Below are 15,766 nucleotides of genomic sequence, written 5' to 3'. Positions count from 1 at the left end.
CGGCCCCGCCGCTTGCCCGGCGACCCGGCGGGGGCTAATGCCCGCGGCATGATCCCGGCGCCCGCCTTCCTGTCCAATCCAGAGCGCTTCATGGCGTTTTCGCGCTGGGCGGCGCCGCTGATCGGGGCGGTCGCGGTCGCCCTGGGGCTGGCGGGCCTGTGGCTGGGCTTCACCGCGCCCGAGGACTACCAGCAGGGCGACACGGTGCGGATCATGTTCATCCACGTGCCGGCCGCCTGGGTCGGCATGTTCGCCTACCTCTGCCTGGGCGTCGCCAGCTTCCTGGCCCTGGTCTTCCGCCACGCGCTCGCCGACGCGGCCGCCGCGGCCGCCGCGCCCCTGGGCGCCGGCTTCACCTTCCTGGCCCTGGTCACCGGCTCGCTGTGGGGGCGGCCGATGTGGGGGACTTGGTGGGTATGGGACGCCAGGCTCACCTCGGTCCTGGTGCTGCTGCTGCTCTACCTGGCCTATATGGCGCTGCGCGGCGCGCTGGACGACGAGGCCAAGGCCGGCCGCGCCGCCGCCATCCTGGCGCTCGTGGGCCTCGTCAACCTCCCGATCATCCACGGGTCGGTGACCTGGTGGAACAGCCTGCACCAGGGGGCCTCGGTGTTCCGGGCCGGGGGGCCGGCCATGCCGCCGGTCTACCTCTGGCCGCTGGGGCTCATGGGCCTGGCCTACACCGCGGCCTTCGGGGCGCTGTGGCTGGTGCGCATCCGCGGCGAGGTCTGGCGCCGCCGGGCCGAAGCCGCCGAGCAGCGACGGGCCGCCGCGTGACGCTGGATCTCGACGCCGGCCGCTACGCCGCCTTCGTCTGGCCGGCCTATGGGATCACCGCCCTGGTGTTCGCCGTGCTGATCGTGGCCTCGCTGCGCCACGCCCGCCGCTGGCGCCGCCGCGCCGAGGGCCGGGACCGGCGATGACCCGCTGGCTCGCGGCCCTGCCGCTGATCGCCCTGGCGGCGCTGGCCGTGCTGTTCGCCGCCTATTCCCTGCACCGCAACCCGCAGGTCGATCCCCAGGCGCTGGTCGGCAAGCCGATGCCCGCCCTCAGCCTGCCGGCGCTGGAGGACGGCCGCCCCGTCGCCCTCGCCGCGGCCCGGGGCCAGGGCCCGGCGCTGGTCAACTTCTACGCCTCCTGGTGCGCCCCCTGCGAGATCGAGCACCCGGTGCTCCGCGCGCTGAAGGCCGACCAGGTCCGCATCCTGGGCGTCGCCTACAAGGACGCCCCGGAGAACACGCGGGCCTTCCTTACCCGCCTGGGCGACCCCTTCGCCGTCCGCCTGGTGGACCGCGACGGCCGCGCCGGCGTGGAGTTCGGCGTCACCGGCGTGCCCGAGACCTACCTGGTGGACGCCCGCGGCGTGATCCTCGCCAAGCACACCGGGCCGATGGGCCCGGACGACGCCCAGGCCCTGCTGGCCCAAGCTCGGGTCGACAAGGCGCGTTAACCGTCTGTTGAGCGGCGCGCCGACATGGTAACCAGGCGATTAACCATGTTCGTGAACCGCCCGTGACCCCGGTCCGCCCGACATCGCCGCAGCCCCAGCGCCCGGCCGCCTCGCCGCAGGCCGACGCCGCACGTTCGGCCGCGCAACGCGCCTTCTTCCAGGCCGCGCTCTCCGGCCCAGCCGCCGCGGCCCCGGCGGCTACCACCACGATTCCCACGGTCTTCGCCCAGCCGGTGCAGCGGATTCCCGACCCCGCCGCCGAGCCGCCCGCCCGCATCCTGCGGCCGGGCTCGCTGCTGGACATCAAGGTGTAGAAACCCCTTCTTCCCCTTGCGGGAGAAGGGCAAGCGCGGCGTCGCCGCCGAGCCTAGGCCGCCTTCTTCCGCTTCTTCTTCCCCGGCGGCTTCTCCGCCTTCGGCTTCTTGCGCTTGCCGCCCTGCGGCGTCTCGCCGTCGTCGCCCGCCCGGGCCAGGTCGCGCAGCAGGTTGACGAAGGCGTCCCGCCGGCCGCCGCCGGACAGCAGCTTCAGCAGCCGCACGTCCGCCGCGGCCACCTTGGGCCGCACCGCCTCCAGGGTCGTGCGGCCGACCTCGGTGAGGCGCACCGCATTGGCCCGCGCGTCCACGGCCGAGCGCTCCCGCTCCAGCAGGTCCTTGGCGATCATCCGCTGGGCCATGTCGGCCAGGGTCGAGCGGTCGATGCCGGTGATCCTGACCAGGTCGCTCTGCGTCCCGCCCTCGTTGTCGGCCACGGCGGCCAGCACCGCGTACTGCCGTTGGGTCACCCCGTCCGGCCCGATCTCCTCGGCGTAGAGATCGAGGGCCAGTTGCAGCGCCCGGTGCAGCAGATGGCTCGGCGACCGGTCGAGGATGGCGACCCCGCCCCTGTCCTTGGCCTTCGACATCGGATGTCCGTCCCTCGCACCGTCTATCCGGGCACGGACACTATCGCGGCTTTGCGTCGGTTTGACGACGGACGGTCGCCCGCGGCCTATTCGGTGGGCGGCGGCGGCGGTTCGTGCTCCTTGGCGTGCTTCATCATGAAGGGCGCCTGGGTCAGGGAGAAGACGATCGCCAGGATCTGCAGGCCGGGGAAACGGAACCAGACCCAGGTCTGCTCCGTCTGGGTGCGCCACACCGCCTCGTTCAGCGCCGCCATGCACAGGAAGAACACCCCGTAGCGCAGGGTCAGCGTCCGCCAGGCGCCGTCGGGCAGGTGCACCGCCTCGCCCAGCAGCGCTTTCAGCGGATTGCGCTTCAGCGCCACCCCGCCCAGCAGGAAGCCGGCGAAGCCCAGGTTCAGCACCGTGGGCTTGATCTTGATGAAGACGGCGTTGTGCAGCGCCAGCGTCAGGCCGCCGAAGATCAGCGCCGCGACGCCGGCCACCAGCGGCATGGGCGCCACCCGCCGCTCGGTCGCAAAGCCCACGAGCAGCGCCGCCGCCGCGCCGCCCACCAACCCCCAGGTGGCCGTGATCGGGCTGCGGGTGATCAGGAAGGTGACCAAGAAGGCCAGCGGCGCGCCGTAGTCCACCGCGGCGCGGACCCAGGGGCGGGCCTTGGACGACAGGCTCATGCGCTCTCCAGCCCCACCAGCGTGCGGGCGAAGGCCCGGGCGTCGAAGGGCTGCAGGTCGTCGATCCCTTCGCCCACCCCGATCAGCTTGATGGGGGAGTCCGAGGCCTGGGCCACCGGCACCAGCACCCCGCCGCGGGCGGTGCCGTCCAGCTTGGTCATGACGATGCCGGTCACGCCGATCTGGTTGCCGAAGACGTTCTCCTGGGCCAGCGCGTTGCGCCCCACCGTGGCGTCCAGCACCAGCAGGGTCTCGTGCGGGGCGTCGGGGTCCAGCTTCTTGAGCACGCGGATGATCTTGTGCAGTTCGTCCATCAGCCCCTGCTTGTTCTGCAGCCGGCCGGCGGTGTCGATGAGCAGGACGTCGTAGCCCTCGGCCCGCGCCTTCTCCAGCGCCTCGAAGGCCAGGCCCGCGGCGTCGGCCCCCGTGGGCTTGGACATGAAGTCGGCCCGGGCCCGCCTGGCCCAGATCTCCAGCTGCTCCACCGCCGCGGCGCGGAAGGTGTCGCCGGCGGCGATCAGCACCCTGGCCCCGCCGCCGGGCAGTTCGGCGGCGATCTTGCCCAGCGTCGTGGTCTTGCCCGAGCCGTTCACCCCGATGAACAGCACCACATAGGGCCTGGGGCCGGAGAGGGCGTCGAAGCGGCCCTGGCGGCTGCCGAGCTCCTCGCCGATCGCCTGGGCCAGGGCCTCCTTGATCTCGTCCTCGCCGATGCTGCGGCCGAACCGGCCCTCGCCGAAGCGGGCGGTGATGCGCGCCGCCGAGTGAGGCCCCAGGTCCGCCTCGATCAGCATGTCCTCCAACTCGTCCAGCTTGGCCTGGTCGAGGGGCGCCCTGGCGACGAAGGCGCCGGCGAGCTGCTCGCCCATCGCCTTGGACGAGCGCGAGAGCCCCTGCGTCAGCCGCTGGAGCCAGCCCTTCTTGGGTTCGGTCATGGGCGGGGGTTCTAGAGGTCCGGCGGGGAAAGGGAAAGCGCGGCCCCGGACCTGGCGGCCTCCCGCTCCTCCGCCGCACTGTCCCCTTTCCCCTGGAGGGGGAAGGGCGTCAGGAATTCCCCGATCGCCCGGCGCCCGTCGTGGCCGGTGATGCGCAGGCCGACGATCTCGCCCACCGGCGCATCGCCCGCAAAGTCGATCTCGGTGAAGTCGTCGGCCCGGGCCAGGCCGGGCCGCTCCACCAGGCCGGACACGGCGCGTCCCACCTGGCCGTCCAGATGCCGCGCCAGCGCCGCCGCGCCGGCTGCGCGCAGGCGCGCCGCGCGGGCCTTCACCTCCGCGCGCGGCAGGGCCGGCATCCGCGCGGCCGGCGTGCCGGGCCGCGCGCTGAACGGGAAGACGTGCAGGAAGGCCAGCCCAGCCGCCTCCACCAGGGAAAGCGTGTTCTCGAACATCGCCTCGGTCTCGGTGGGGAAGCCGGCGATCAGGTCGGCGCCGAAGGCCGTATCCGGCCGCACGGCGCGCACCTCGGCCACCAGCCGCAGGGCGTCGGCGCGGGAATGCCGGCGCTTCATCCGCTTGAGGATCATGTCGTCGCCGGCCTGCAGCGACAGGTGCAGGTAGGGCATCAGCCGCGGCTCCCCGGCCAGGCAGCGCATCAGGTCGGCGTCGATCTCGGCCGCGTCGATGGACGAGAGCCGCAGCCGCGGCAGCTCGGGGACCAGCTTGAGGATCCGCGCCACCAGCTGGCCCAGGCTGGGCGCGCCCGGCAGGTCCGCGCCCCAGCTGGTGACGTCCACGCCGGTCAGCACCACCTCGCGGTAGCCCTGGGCGGCCAGGCGGCGGATCTGCTCGACCACCTCGCCGGCCGGCGCCGAGCGGGAGTTTCCCCGCCCGAACGGGATGATGCAGAAGGTGCAGCGGTGGTCGCAGCCGTTCTGCACCTCCACATAGGCCCGCGCCCGCTCCTTCAGCCCGTCGATCAGGTGGCCGGCGGTCTCGCGCACGCTCATGATGTCGTTGACCCGCACGCGCCCGGCCCCGGGCGCCGGGACATAGGCGCCGGGCGCGCTCTTCTCGGCGTTGCCCAGCACCAGGTCGACCTCCGGCATGGCGGCGAAGGCGGCGGGGTCGATCTGCGCCGCGCAGCCGGTGACGATCAGCTTCGCGCCCGGCCGCTCGCGCCTGGCCTTGCGGATCGCCTGCCGCGCCTGGCGCACCGCCTCGGCGGTCACCGCGCAGGTGTTGAAGATCACCGCGTCCGCCAGCCCGTCCTCCGCGGCGCGGGCGCGCACCACCTCGCTCTCATAGGCGTTCAGCCGGCAGCCGAAGGTGACGACGTCCACCTCGCTCACGGCAGCACCCCCGCGAAGTCGAGCTTGGCGGGGCCGGTCATGATCACGTGGTCGTCCGCGGCCCGCCATTCGATGGTGAGGTCGCCGCCGTCCAGCTCCAGGGTGGCCTTGCGGTCCGCCAGCCCGCGCCGGCTCGCCGCCACCAGCGCCGCGCAGGCGCCGGTGCCGCAGGCCTTGGTGAGGCCCGCGCCGCGTTCCCAGACCCGGAGGCGGATGCGGTCGCGCGCTTTCACCTGGGCGAAGCCGACATTGACGCCCTCCGGGAACAGCGGGTGGTGTTCGATCAGCGAGCCGGACTGGCGCACCGGGGCGGTGTCGGCGTCCGGCACGAAGAACACCACGTGCGGATTGCCCATGGAGACGCAGCCGGGCGTATGCAGATGCGGGTTGTCGATCGGCCCCACCTGCAGCTCGATCCCCCGGGTGTCCATGGCCTCGGACAGCGGGATCTGGTCCCAGCGCAGGCCGGGCTCGCCCATGTCGACGCTGACCTTGCCCTCGCCGGCCTTCAGCGCTGTGAGCAGGCCGGCCCGGGTCTCGAAGCTGGCCTCGTCCCGGCCAGAAGCCTGCATCAGCAGCAGGCCCACGCAGCGCGAGCCGTTGCCGCAGGCGTCGATCTCCACCCCGTCGGCGTTCCAGAAACGGACGGAGGCGTCGGCCCGGTCCGACTCCCCGATCAGGATCAGCTGGTCACAGCCCACGCCGACTTGGCGGTCGGCGATGGCGCGCACCTCCGCCACGCTGGGCTCAAAGGGCGCGCTGCGGGTCTCGACCACGACGAAGTCGTTGCCGAGGCCGTTCATCTTGAGGAAGGGGCGGCTCATGACGGCCGCACATATAGTCGAGATTGGGCGAATTTGCCTCCCCCATCCCGTGGCGGGCGGGGGAGGGCGCGGCTTATGCCCGCTCGATGGCCGCGGCGGCGGCGTCGATAGCCTTGGTGATGGTCTCGACCTGCGCGTCGCCGACCTCGCCGCTGGAGAGCCGGATGCGCAGGGCCGAGGCCAGGTTCTCCATGGCGCGGCGGATCCGCGGTCCGGTCTGGGTGGACTGCGCCTGGGCCTCGGCCATCCGCCCGAAGACGGCGTCCACGGCGGGGCGCTCCTTCTCCAGGGCCGCGCGGCCTTCATCGGTGATCTCGTACTGCTTGCGTCCGTCCGCAGTGTTCGGAACGACGAAGCCCTCGTCCTCCAGCAGCGACAGAGTCGGATAGATCACCCCCGGGCTCGGGCGATAGGCCCCGCCGGTGCGTTCCTCCAGCTCGCGGATCAGGTCGTAGCCGTGCCGCGGCTGCTCGGCCAGCAGGGCCAGCACCACGAACCGCAGGTCCCCGTGCTCCAGGAACCGCCCGATCCGTCCGCCCGGGCCGTGCCGCCCATGGAAGCCGCCCCGCATGTGACGGCCTCCGAAGCCCTCCCGGGCATGGTGCTCATGGCCCCGCCAAAAATGTCTGTGCATAATTTAGATCCTATTTCGATACGTCTATAACGTAGATATATCGAAACTATGTCTGAGTGCAAGAGGGGACGGTCGGGCGGTTTGTGAGAAAAGGGCGCGGGGCGGCGGGCGCCCCGAGAGCGGGAGCCGTCAGCTCAGGCGTCGCGCAGCACTTCGGCCAGCAGGCGGCCCTCGGCGGCCCGGCTGGAGCCGGCGCGCCAGACCACGACGATCTCGCGGCTGGGATGGGCCACCGCCAGCGGCCGCACCGCCACCGGGACCGTCGAGGTCAGCCCCGCCTCCACCGCCATGGCCGGCAGGAAGGTGACGCCCAGGCCGGAGCCCACCATCTGCACCAGGGTGGGCAGGGAGGTGGCCGCGAAGCCCTGGTCGTCGTCGGCGGCCCTGGGCGGCTTCAGCCCGCAGGCGGCCAGCACGTGGTCGCGCAGGCAGTGGCCGTCCTCCAGCAGGATCAGGTCGACGGTGTCGTCGGCGGAGGGCGCGACGCTGGCCGACCTGGCCCACGGGTGGTCCTCGGGGGCCGCGGCCAGCAGCTCGTCGTCGGAGACGTGCGCCCAGCCCAGCCCCGTGATGTCGAAGGGCAGGGCGATCAGCGCCGCGTCGAGCTGGCCCGCCTTCAGGTTGGTGAGCAGCCGCTGGGTCAGGTCCTCCCGCAGGAACAGCCGCAGGTCCGGGAATTGCCTGCGCAGCGCCGGCAGGGCGCGGGGCAGCAGGTAGGGGGCGATGGTCGGGATCACACCCAGGCGAAAACGGCCGGTCAGCGGCTTGCCGGCGTTCTGCGCCGCCTGCATCAGCTCCTCGGCCTCGTTGAGAATTATGTGCGCCCGGCGCAGCGCCTCCTCGCCCACCGGCGTCAGGATCACCCCGGAGCGGGCCCGGTCGACCACGGGCGCGCCCAGGGTGCGCTCCAGCTCCTGGATGCCGGCCGACAGGGTGGGCTGGGTGACGTGCGCCGCCTCGGCCGCCCGGCCGAAGGCGCCGTGCTCGGCGAGGAGTTTCAGGTACTGCAGCTGGCGGAGGGTCGGGAGCATGCCTGAATATATAGGCCTCTCCTATGGCAGACCCAAATATTATCGATTGGACGGATATAGTTGGAGGACGCGAACGAGCCCGTCCTCACGCCCGCTCGAAGCTGAGGGGGCCGCCCCAGAAGGTCTCCACCAGGCTGTGCTGCGCCCCCGGGCGGCCGGTGGTGAGGAAGCGGCGCACACCGGCGCGGCCGGAAGCGAACTCCGGATGCCGCTGGAAATAGCGCTCCAGCGCGTCGGCCGTCGCGTCCGGCTGGTGGATCAGCGGCGTGCCCGGCGGCAGGGCGGCGCGGAACAGGTCGGCCACGATCTCGTAGTGGGTGCAGCCGAGGATCGCCCGGTCCGGCGCCCGTCCGATCCGGGTGGCGATCGCCGTCACGTGCCGGTTCACCGCCTGGGCCAGTTCCGCCGCGCCCGCGCCGGTCTCGATCATCCCGGCCAGGTCCGGGCAGGGCTCGGCGAACACCGCCACGTCCTGCCGCCGCTTGTCGATCTCGATCTCATAGACCCGGCTGGCGGCGGTGGCCGGCGTGCAGAACACCGCCAGGATGTCCAGCTTCTCCACCTTCTCGCCGCGTCGCTCGGCTTCGTGCTCCCAGGGCAGGCCGGTGGCCGCCTCGATGGTCGGCACGATGATCCCCAGCACGTTCACCGCCCGGCCGAGGCTTTGGCGACAGCCGGGCAGCCAGGTCTGCTGCAGCCGGCGCAACGCGATGCCGGCGGCGGTGTTGCAGGCCAGCACGATCAGGTCGCAACCCTCGGCGAACAGCCGCTCGCAGCCCGCCCGCGTCAGGTCGACGATCTCGGGTCCCGCGCGGCCGCCGTAGGGCGTGTTGGCCTGGTCGGCCAGGTAGATCAGGTCGGCGTCGGGGAAGCGGTCGACGAGCTTGCGGTGGACCGTCAGCCCGCCCACCCCGGAATCGAAGACGCCGATGCTCATGTCATGGGTTTAGCGGCGCAGGAGCCGGTCGCCTAGCCCATGGCGATAGCCCCGTTTCGGCCTCGGCAGGGCCGTTTCATGGTCTCAAAGCTGCGAAAGGTTGCCGGGGCGTCGGGGATCGCCACTCAGATGGGAGACTTAACCTCATGCGCTCAATCGCCACCTTCGGGGCCGCGGCCCTGACTCTCGCCTTCGCCCTTCCCGCCGCCGCCCAGATGTCGGACACCGCGCCGGCCGCGCCCCCGAGCGCCAGTTCCAGCGCCGCGACGCCCGCGGCGGGCGACAGCGCCGCCATCACCACCGGCCAGACCGTGAAGGACAAGACCGGCGCCACGATCGGCAAGGTCACCCAGGTGAAGGCCGACGCCGCCGGCAAGAAGGTCGCCACCATCCAGATGGGGGCCGACACCTTCGCCGTCGACACCTCGGCGCTGGCCGTCGACAACGGCGCCGCCGTGATCAACGCCTCCCAGGCCGAAATCAAAGGCATGATGAAGAAGTAGGGACGCCTGCGCGGCCTAGCCGAACAGCGACGGCTGGGCCGCGGCCTTCGCCCCCTCGATGGCCAGCAGCCTCAGCTTGGTGGCCGCCCCGCCGCGGGCGGAGAAGCCGCCGAGCTTGCCGCCCGCCGCCGTCACCCGGTGGCACGGCACCACGATCGGCCAGGGGTTCCGGCCCAGCGCCTGGCCGACGTCGCGCGCCAGCAGCCGGTCGCCCAGCCGGGTGGCGATCTCGCCATAGGTCAGGGTCTCGCCGGGGGGGATGGCCCGGGTGATGGCGTAGACGCGGGCGTCAAAGTGCGACGTGCGCGACAGGTCCAGGGGCGCATCGGCCAGGTCCGGCTTGCCGCCGGCTATCAGCTCACGGACGCCGGCGATCACCGCGGCCATGGCGGGCGGCGGCTCCGCCTCCTGCAAATCGGGAAACCGGCGCAGGAAGCTGCGGTGAGCGGTGTCGGGCTGGCGCTCCGGCAGGTGTACGGCCGCAAGGCCCGCGTCGCCCCAGGCGACGCCGGCCCAGCCGATGGCGGTTTCGAAGAGGGTGTATTGGGTCATGGGGCGAATATAGCCCCGAGGGCGGTGCGGTGCTGGCGGTTTTCGGACGTGGTCCTAGTGGCTGGGCCACGTTAGCGAACGGAGGCTCCCATCGTCAGGCCTCGACTACAGGACCAGACGTGCCCATTTCTTCAGGCGGCATTCCCATGGTGTGCCAATGGATGTTTCTGAAGCGTGGATCTTGCTGAATCCAAGCATTTATTAAGTTCAACGTGTTCACATATGCCTGTTTTGATTTCCTAGTGAACTTAAAGAGACCCATATGAACGGTATCTAGATAGTATTCTCCGGCCGCCTGCACCTGAAACCACACTTCAGTTCCGTGGCGATTGGCGTGGAAAGTCCAACCGTGCTCGGGCTCTTCCTCGGGTTCAGTGAGCGCATAGCCCGCCTTTCGAAGCACCTCCGAGATGGCGTCCACGACGTTACGACCGCCCCACCCGATGACGAAGCCGTCCTCGTCGCAGATAGAATCGTCAGGGAAGTCTGCTTCGAATCTGACGACCGGCCTGACCTTCACCAAGTGTCCTCCTTATGCTGCAGATCGTGGGCGAGTCCTCCTACGCCACCGGCGACGCCCCCGACCGTGGATTTCAACGCCTCTGGCGCACCGAACACGAGCCGTCCGATCAGACCGTAATTCGTCAGGCCCAGCGCTTTGGCCTTCCACGTTTCTCCGGGTAGAAGGCTGTTCGCCTGGGCCGATTTGTCGACGCGACGATGGTATTCGTAGAATTCGCCTTGATCCAGGCCTCGCGGCTTTGAAACGATGAGCGGATGGTCGCGAATTGCGCGGACGACCCGCCCATCGCCCAAATGCTTCAAAATTGCTCGCGGCACATAATGGTGCCCCATGCCCTTGTACGGTTTCGCCAGCCGGGCCGCAGCCTCTGGGCTGAACCCCTGGGCCAGGTACTTTGGGACGCCGGTCAACTTCGACGCGGAACCGAGCCTGTCAAGGCGTTGATCTCCGGACCGCCAATGGCGAGCGATCCCACGTTCCATGCAAGCTCGCCCTGGTTCGCCCCGATGCCGAGTCTGTGGTCCACTTCCTCCCGGACCGTTTGACCGGTTGGCGTGGCCGCCGAGTCAAGATCGACGCGGAGCTGATGTGCGCCATTTCGAACGTCATCGACGACGATCTGCGGGTTCGCGAGCGCTCTCTTCGTGTAGTCGGCTACGCTCTTGCCAGCGCCCAAAACCTGATCACCTGCGGATTGGCCGGGTGCGCTCATCAACCGGTCATACGGATTGGTTATCCGGCCCAGGAACATCGCTCCGCTGGCGAGACCTTCGGCCGTATGAAAGGCGCCTCTGATCACCCCGCCGACGTTGCCGGCCATCTGCGCTGCTTGGCCTGCAGCCGCGATCGCATATGGGTTTCGGTCAAGCGAGGTCGTCCTGCGCGCCGGCGGCGCGACAGGCGCCCCCTTGGTCTGACCGATTGGGCGCTGGGTCGGCAATGTGTCGGCGCTTGCCGGCCGGGGAATGGGCCGCGCCGAGCTCCCCGCGCGCTTAGTCTCTGTCCGGCGTGCTTGAGCCAGGTTTGCGCCATAGGCTCTGACGTCGCTGGGCGTTGGAAGGTTCAGCGTCCGGCCGGCTCGGATCGCCTGCCCCAGCGCCTCGTGCGCAGCGCCCTCTACATCGCGGCCGAGATTCTCGCTCTCGCGCCGCCTGCGCTCCATGAATTCCTCAATGCTCTCGACGCCCCGTCGAACCAGGTTAGAGCCCGCCATTCAATCCCTCGACTATTGTGAGAAGCCGCTCGGTGCGCATATGACCAAGGGTTGAGACTATGCCATGCGGTCGGCGATTGCAAGAACAAAAGAAGAACGTATGTTGTCGGTACGCGATCCATCTCCCGTCGGTCCTTGATTTCGCTTGGACGGCAGGCTCGCATCTGACCATGGGATTTTAAGGACCGGAAGCATCCGTAGATGCTTTCGTGAGTTCGGATCTGGTCGAGCGTGTTCGGGCGCTTGCTGCTGATCGGCGCTTCCACCGTTGGCGGCGCGGCGGCGATCTGGAGATCGGTCCGGCTGATGCGGCGGCGCCCCGCTTCCTTGACCTGAACCATCCACAGGCGCATAAGCGCCCTTCCGGCGCAGACTCTGCAGCGCCCTCCACCGCCACGACCCCCATCACCATATGGGACGAGGGCGGCGAGGCCCCCCGTCGACGTGATCGTCCACGGGGGCTTGCTGTGTTTGGCCATAGGAGCGGCTGAGTGTTCGACGGACTAACCGAACGACTGTCAGGGGTGTTCGACCGGCTCTCCGGTCGCGGCGTGCTGTCCGACAAGGACATCGACGAGGCCCTCCGCGAAGTGCGCGTGGCCCTGCTCGAGGCCGACGTCGCCCTGCCGGTGGTGCGCGAGTTCATCGCCAAGGCCAAGGAGCGCGCCTCCGGCGAGGCGGTGATCCGCTCGGTGCGTCCCGCCGACCAGGTGGTGAAGATCACCTACGACGGCCTGGTCGAGATGCTGGGCGGCGACGGCGAGCCCGAGGGGCTCAACCTTTCGCTCAACCCGCCCACCGTGATCCTGATGGCCGGCCTGCAGGGCTCCGGCAAGACCACCACCGCCGCCAAGCTGGGCCTGCGCCTGGTGCGCGAGCGCAAGAAGGTGCTGCTGGCCTCGCTGGACACCCGCCGCCCCGCCGCCATGGAGCAACTCGCCGTCCTGGCCGTGCAGGCCGGCGTGGAGTCGCTGCCCATCGTCGCCGGGCAGTCGGCGCCGGACATCGCGCGGCGCGCCCTCTCGGCGGCGAAGCTGCAGGGCTACGACGTCGTCATCCTCGACACCGCCGGCCGCACCACCCTCGACGAGGCGATGATGGCGGAGGCGGCCGAGATCGCCCGCATCGCGACGCCCTCCGAAACGCTGCTGGTCGCCGACAGCCTCACCGGCCAGGACGCGGTGCGCACCGCCAAGGCCTTCCACGAGCGTCTGCCGCTCACCGGCCTGGTGCTGACCCGCGCCGACGGCGACGGGCGCGGCGGGGCGGCGCTCTCCATGCGGGCGGTCACCGGCCTGCCTATCAAGTTCCTGGGCGTCTCGGAGAAGATCGACGGCCTCGACGCCTTCGACGCCCGCCGCGTGGCCGGCCGCATCCTGGGCCAGGGCGACGTGGTGGCCCTGGTGGAGAAGGCGGCCCAGGACATCGACCTGGCCCAGGCCGAGGTCCTGGCCAGGAAGCTCGCCAAGGGCCAGTTCGACCTTGAGATGATGGCCGAGCAGCTCGCCCAGATGAAGAAGATGGGCGGCATGGAGGGCCTGATGGGCCTGCTGCCCGGGGTGCAGAAGATCAAGAAGCAGATCGCTGAGGCCAACATCAGCGACCGGATGCTCGACCGGCAGACGGCGATCATTTCCTCCATGACCAAGCAGGAGCGGAAGAAGCCCGACATCCTGCAGGCCTCGCGCAAGCGCCGCATCGCCAAGGGCGCCGGCGTCGACGTGGCCGAGGTGAACCGGCTGCTCAAGCAGCACCGCCAGACGGCCGACGCCTTCAAGATGATGAGCCGCAGCGGCGGCCGCGGCTTCGCCCAGATGGCCAGCATGCTGGGCATGGGCGGCGGCGGCCCGGGCGGCGGCGGGGGCGACCTCGCCCGCCTGAAGGCGCTCGGCGGCGGCAAGCCGCCCAGCGCCGAAGAGATCCAGAAGGCGCTGCCGGGCTTCGGCGGCGGCGCGTCCGACGGTGGCCTGAAACTTCCCGGCCTGGGCGGTCTGTCCGGGCTCAACCCTTTCAAGAAATAGAATTTTCGAAGGACCTGCCCATGCTCAAGATCCGTCTCGCCCGCGGTGGCGCCAAGAAGCGCCCCTTCTATTCGATCGTCGTGGCCGACAGCCATTCGCCCCGCGACGGCCGCTTTATCGAGAAGGTCGGCACCTACAATCCCCTGCTGGCCAAGGACCACGCCGACCGCCTGCGGGTGAAGTCGGAGCGGGTCCAGGAATGGATCGGCAAGGGCGCCCAGCCCACCGACCGCGTCGCCCGCCTGCTGTCGCCCGGGGGCCTGACCCAGTGGCAGAACAGCGACAACCCCAACAAGGGCAAGCCCGGCAAGAAAGCCCAGGAACGCGTGGAAGAGCGCACCCAGCGCGAGGCCGACCGCGCCGCCGCCCTGGCCGAAGCCGCCGCCGCCCCGGCGCCGGAGCCGGTCGTCGAGGAAGCGCCCGTCGTCGAGGCTGAAGCCCCGGCCGCCGAGGCGCCCGCCGAGGACGCTCCCGTCGAAGCCGCCGCCGCTGAAGAAGCTCCGGCCGCCGAGGCCGTGGCCGAAGAGGCGCCCGCCGCCGAAGCCGACGAACCCGAAGCCTAGGGCGCGCTCCGGCGCATGGGCGAGCGCCTGATCCTGGTGGCCGTGGTCGGCGGCGCGTTCGGCGTTCGCGGCGAGGTGCGGATCACCACCTACACCGAGGATCCGGCGGCCATCGCCGGCTACCGCGACCTGCTGCGCCAGGACGGCTCGCCCGGCCTGACCGTCGTCTCCGCCCGGCCCGCCAAGGCCGGCGTGGTGGCGCGCGTCGGGGAGGTGACCACCCCGGAGCAGGCCGACGCGCTGCGGGGGCTGAAACTGTTCATCCCGCGCGACCGCCTGCCGCCGCCCGACGACGAGGACGAGTTTTACCTCGCCGACCTGATCGGCCTTTCCGTGGTGACGCCGTCCGGGGAGCCGCTGGGCCAGGTCAGGGCGGTGCAGGATTTCGGGGCCGGCGACCTGCTGGAGATCGCCCCCGCCGCCGGCGGCGCCACCTGGTGGCTGGCCTTCACCCGCGAGGCCGTGCCCGAGGTGAGTCTCGCCGAGGGCCGGCTGGTCGCCGTGCGCCCGGAAGAAACCGAATAGCGGCTAGGTTTTCGGCGGCCGCATCCGCATCAGGCCTTCCTGCGCCACGGAGGCCACCAGCGTCCCGTCCGCGCGGAAGATCGAGCCGCGGTTGAAGCCGCGTCCGCCCGAGGCCGAGGGGCTGTCGTGGGCGAAGAGGTGCCAGACGCTGAAATCCGACGGCCGGTGGAACCACATGGCGTGGTCCAGGCTGGCCGACTGCAGCCCGGGCGTCTCCCAGGTCAGCGGGTGCGGCAGGAACGCGGTGCCCATCAGGCCCATGTCGGAGGTGAAGGCCATCACCGCCTGCTGCTGGCGCGGATCCGGGCCGATCGCGCCGCGGGCGCGCATCCACACCTCCACCGTGGGCGTGCCGCCGGGTCCGGCCGGCGGGGGCGGCGCCGGCCGCGTCTCGATGGCGTCCAGCCGCATGGCGCGCCGCAGCAAGCTTGCCGCCGAAGGCCCGTTCGGCGGCCGGAAGCTCGCCTCCGGGGGGGGCAGGCTCTCCGGCGCCGGGACCGGCGGCATCTGCGACTGGTGCTCGAAGCCGGTCTCCGCGTCCTGGAACGAGGCGGCGAAGTTGAAGATCTGCCGGCCGTTCTGGATCGCCGCCACCCGCCGGGTGGTGAAGCTGCCGCCGTCGCGGGCGCGGTCCACCTCGAAGAGGATCGGGATCTTCGGGTCGCCGGGCCGGATGAAGTAGCAGTGCAGCGAATGGCAGATCCGCGAGTCCACCGTCTCATACGCCGCCAGCAGCGCCTGGGCGATCACCTGGCCGCCGAAGATCCGGTCGCCGCTCCTGGCCGGGGTGGTCCCGCGGAACAGGTTCAACTCGATCCGCTCGAGCGCGAGCGAAGCGATCAGGCGGGCGACAGGGTCCATGCGGGGGGCTCTAGCTTCCGCCGGACCCCGCGGCAAGGCCGGAGCCGGCGCCGGAGCTTGACGGGACGCGCCTGCGGGCCTTGAAGGCGGCCATGTCCTTCGACGTCGCCGTCCTGACCATGTTCCCCGAAGCCTTCCCCGGCCCGCTCGGCGTTTCGCTGATCGGTACCGCCTGGCGCGAGACGGGCCTCTGGAGCCTGGAAACAGTGGACATTCGCCGCTTTTCCAAGGATAAGCGCGGCTTCCTGGACGACACCCCCGCTG

Annotated in this window: 20 protein-coding genes and 2 pseudogenes; 9 read left to right on the top strand and 13 right to left on the bottom strand. The window is 70.9% G+C overall.

Annotation, left to right across the window (positions count from 1 at the left end; all coding sequences use genetic code 11):
- The first annotated feature begins 48 nt into the window (after positions 1-48).
- The 4 genes from ccmC (at position 49) to VGL30_RS16995 (ending at position 1,764) form a co-directional block, all read left to right on the top strand.
- On the top strand, positions 49-777 hold the full coding sequence (ccmC, locus tag VGL30_RS17010; RefSeq protein WP_331541212.1) for a heme ABC transporter permease CcmC: 729 nt from the start codon (positions 49-51) through the stop codon (positions 775-777).
- On the top strand, positions 774-923 hold the full coding sequence (gene ccmD, locus VGL30_RS17005; protein WP_331541211.1) for a heme exporter protein CcmD: 150 nt from the start codon (positions 774-776) through the stop codon (positions 921-923). The genes ccmC and ccmD overlap by 4 nt, the downstream gene beginning before the upstream one ends.
- Entirely contained in the window at positions 920-1,450 is a 531-nt protein-coding gene (locus VGL30_RS17000; protein WP_331541210.1) for a DsbE family thiol:disulfide interchange protein, read from the top strand. The genes ccmD and VGL30_RS17000 overlap by 4 nt, the downstream gene beginning before the upstream one ends.
- 62 nt (positions 1,451-1,512) lie before the next feature.
- Entirely contained in the window at positions 1,513-1,764 is a 252-nt protein-coding gene (locus VGL30_RS16995) for a hypothetical protein (RefSeq protein ID WP_331541209.1), read from the top strand.
- A 53-nt stretch (positions 1,765-1,817) separates the two neighbouring features.
- Here VGL30_RS16995 and VGL30_RS16990 read toward each other — a convergent pair whose 3' ends face one another.
- The 8 genes and pseudogenes from VGL30_RS16990 to VGL30_RS16955 form a co-directional block, all read right to left on the bottom strand.
- On the bottom strand, positions 1,818-2,354 hold the full coding sequence (locus VGL30_RS16990; protein WP_331541208.1) for a MarR family winged helix-turn-helix transcriptional regulator: 537 nt from the start codon (positions 2,352-2,354) through the stop codon (positions 1,818-1,820).
- A gap of 86 nt (positions 2,355-2,440) precedes the next feature.
- Positions 2,441-3,025 (bottom strand): inner membrane-spanning protein YciB, encoded by a 585-nt coding sequence (locus tag VGL30_RS16985; protein WP_331541206.1) that lies wholly within the window; start codon positions 3,023-3,025, stop codon positions 2,441-2,443.
- Positions 3,022-3,960, bottom strand: a complete 939-nt coding sequence (ftsY, locus tag VGL30_RS16980; protein WP_331541205.1) for a signal recognition particle-docking protein FtsY — start codon at positions 3,958-3,960, stop codon at positions 3,022-3,024. Before ftsY ends, VGL30_RS16985 begins: the two co-directional genes overlap by 4 nt.
- Before the next feature lie 107 nt (positions 3,961-4,067).
- A pseudogene (mtaB, locus tag VGL30_RS16975) lies at positions 4,068-5,315 on the bottom strand (tRNA (N(6)-L-threonylcarbamoyladenosine(37)-C(2))-methylthiotransferase MtaB); the annotation flags it as partial.
- On the bottom strand, positions 5,312-6,139 hold the full coding sequence (gene dapF / locus VGL30_RS16970) for a diaminopimelate epimerase (RefSeq protein ID WP_331541204.1): 828 nt from the start codon (positions 6,137-6,139) through the stop codon (positions 5,312-5,314). The pseudogene mtaB and the gene dapF, both read right to left, overlap by 4 nt.
- A 73-nt stretch (positions 6,140-6,212) precedes the next feature.
- Positions 6,213-6,710 carry a PadR family transcriptional regulator gene (locus tag VGL30_RS16965; protein WP_331541203.1) on the bottom strand — a complete coding sequence of 166 codons (498 nt, stop codon included), beginning with the start codon at positions 6,708-6,710 and terminating at the stop codon, positions 6,213-6,215.
- Positions 6,711-6,907: 197 nt separating this feature from the next.
- Entirely contained in the window at positions 6,908-7,804 is an 897-nt protein-coding gene (locus VGL30_RS16960; protein WP_331541202.1) for a hydrogen peroxide-inducible genes activator, read from the bottom strand.
- Between the two features lie 85 nt (positions 7,805-7,889).
- Positions 7,890-8,741 (bottom strand): aspartate/glutamate racemase family protein, encoded by an 852-nt coding sequence (locus VGL30_RS16955; protein ID WP_331541201.1) that lies wholly within the window; start codon positions 8,739-8,741, stop codon positions 7,890-7,892.
- Between the two features lie 146 nt (positions 8,742-8,887).
- Here VGL30_RS16955 and VGL30_RS16950 point away from each other — a divergent pair, with 146 nt between their 5' ends.
- Complete coding sequence (locus tag VGL30_RS16950) at positions 8,888-9,244, top strand: hypothetical protein (RefSeq protein ID WP_331541200.1); 357 nt, start codon at positions 8,888-8,890, stop codon at positions 9,242-9,244.
- 15 nt (positions 9,245-9,259) lie between these two features.
- Here VGL30_RS16950 and VGL30_RS16945 read toward each other — a convergent pair whose 3' ends face one another.
- The 4 genes from VGL30_RS16945 to VGL30_RS16930 all read right to left on the bottom strand — a co-directional run bounded on the left by VGL30_RS16945 (position 9,260) and on the right by VGL30_RS16930 (position 11,139).
- Positions 9,260-9,796 carry a methylated-DNA--[protein]-cysteine S-methyltransferase gene (locus tag VGL30_RS16945; RefSeq protein ID WP_331541199.1) on the bottom strand — a complete coding sequence of 179 codons (537 nt, stop codon included), beginning with the start codon at positions 9,794-9,796 and terminating at the stop codon, positions 9,260-9,262.
- A 94-nt stretch (positions 9,797-9,890) separates the two neighbouring features.
- Complete coding sequence (locus VGL30_RS16940; protein ID WP_331541198.1) at positions 9,891-10,316, bottom strand: hypothetical protein; 426 nt, start codon at positions 10,314-10,316, stop codon at positions 9,891-9,893.
- The gene (locus VGL30_RS16935; RefSeq protein ID WP_331541197.1) at positions 10,313-10,729 is read right to left on the bottom strand and encodes a hypothetical protein; all 417 of its coding nucleotides are present in this window, start codon (positions 10,727-10,729) and stop codon (positions 10,313-10,315) included. The genes VGL30_RS16940 and VGL30_RS16935 overlap by 4 nt, the downstream gene beginning before the upstream one ends.
- Positions 10,726-11,139 carry a hypothetical protein gene (locus VGL30_RS16930; RefSeq protein ID WP_331541196.1) on the bottom strand — a complete coding sequence of 138 codons (414 nt, stop codon included), beginning with the start codon at positions 11,137-11,139 and terminating at the stop codon, positions 10,726-10,728. Before VGL30_RS16930 ends, VGL30_RS16935 begins: the two co-directional genes overlap by 4 nt.
- 884 nt (positions 11,140-12,023) lie before the next feature.
- Between VGL30_RS16930 and ffh the strand changes: the two genes are divergently transcribed.
- Genes ffh through rimM form a run of 3 tightly spaced genes read left to right on the top strand, consistent with a single transcriptional unit; the run spans position 12,024 to position 14,641 of the window.
- Positions 12,024-13,553, top strand: coding sequence for a signal recognition particle protein (gene ffh, locus VGL30_RS16925; RefSeq protein WP_331541195.1), 1,530 nt, complete (start codon positions 12,024-12,026; stop codon positions 13,551-13,553).
- A gap of 20 nt (positions 13,554-13,573) precedes the next feature.
- Positions 13,574-14,116 carry a 30S ribosomal protein S16 gene (gene rpsP / locus VGL30_RS16920; protein ID WP_331541194.1) on the top strand — a complete coding sequence of 181 codons (543 nt, stop codon included), beginning with the start codon at positions 13,574-13,576 and terminating at the stop codon, positions 14,114-14,116.
- Positions 14,117-14,131: 15 nt separating this feature from the next.
- The gene (gene rimM / locus VGL30_RS16915; protein ID WP_331541193.1) at positions 14,132-14,641 is read left to right on the top strand and encodes a ribosome maturation factor RimM; all 510 of its coding nucleotides are present in this window, start codon (positions 14,132-14,134) and stop codon (positions 14,639-14,641) included.
- 3 nt (positions 14,642-14,644) lie between these two features.
- On the opposite strand, the gene VGL30_RS16910 is transcribed toward rimM, so the two are convergent.
- Positions 14,645-15,502 carry an acyl-CoA thioesterase II gene (locus tag VGL30_RS16910; RefSeq protein ID WP_331541192.1) on the bottom strand — a complete coding sequence of 286 codons (858 nt, stop codon included), beginning with the start codon at positions 15,500-15,502 and terminating at the stop codon, positions 14,645-14,647.
- Positions 15,503-15,594: 92 nt separating this feature from the next.
- Between VGL30_RS16910 and VGL30_RS16905 the strand changes: the two are divergent.
- Positions 15,595-15,766, top strand: a pseudogene (locus tag VGL30_RS16905) (tRNA (guanosine(37)-N1)-methyltransferase TrmD); the annotation flags it as partial.

The sequence above is a fragment of the Phenylobacterium sp. genome (genome assembly GCF_036502675.1).
In the GTDB taxonomy this organism is placed as follows: Bacteria; Pseudomonadota; Alphaproteobacteria; order Caulobacterales; family Caulobacteraceae; genus Phenylobacterium.
This window is presented reverse-complemented; position numbering and strand designations above follow the sequence as displayed.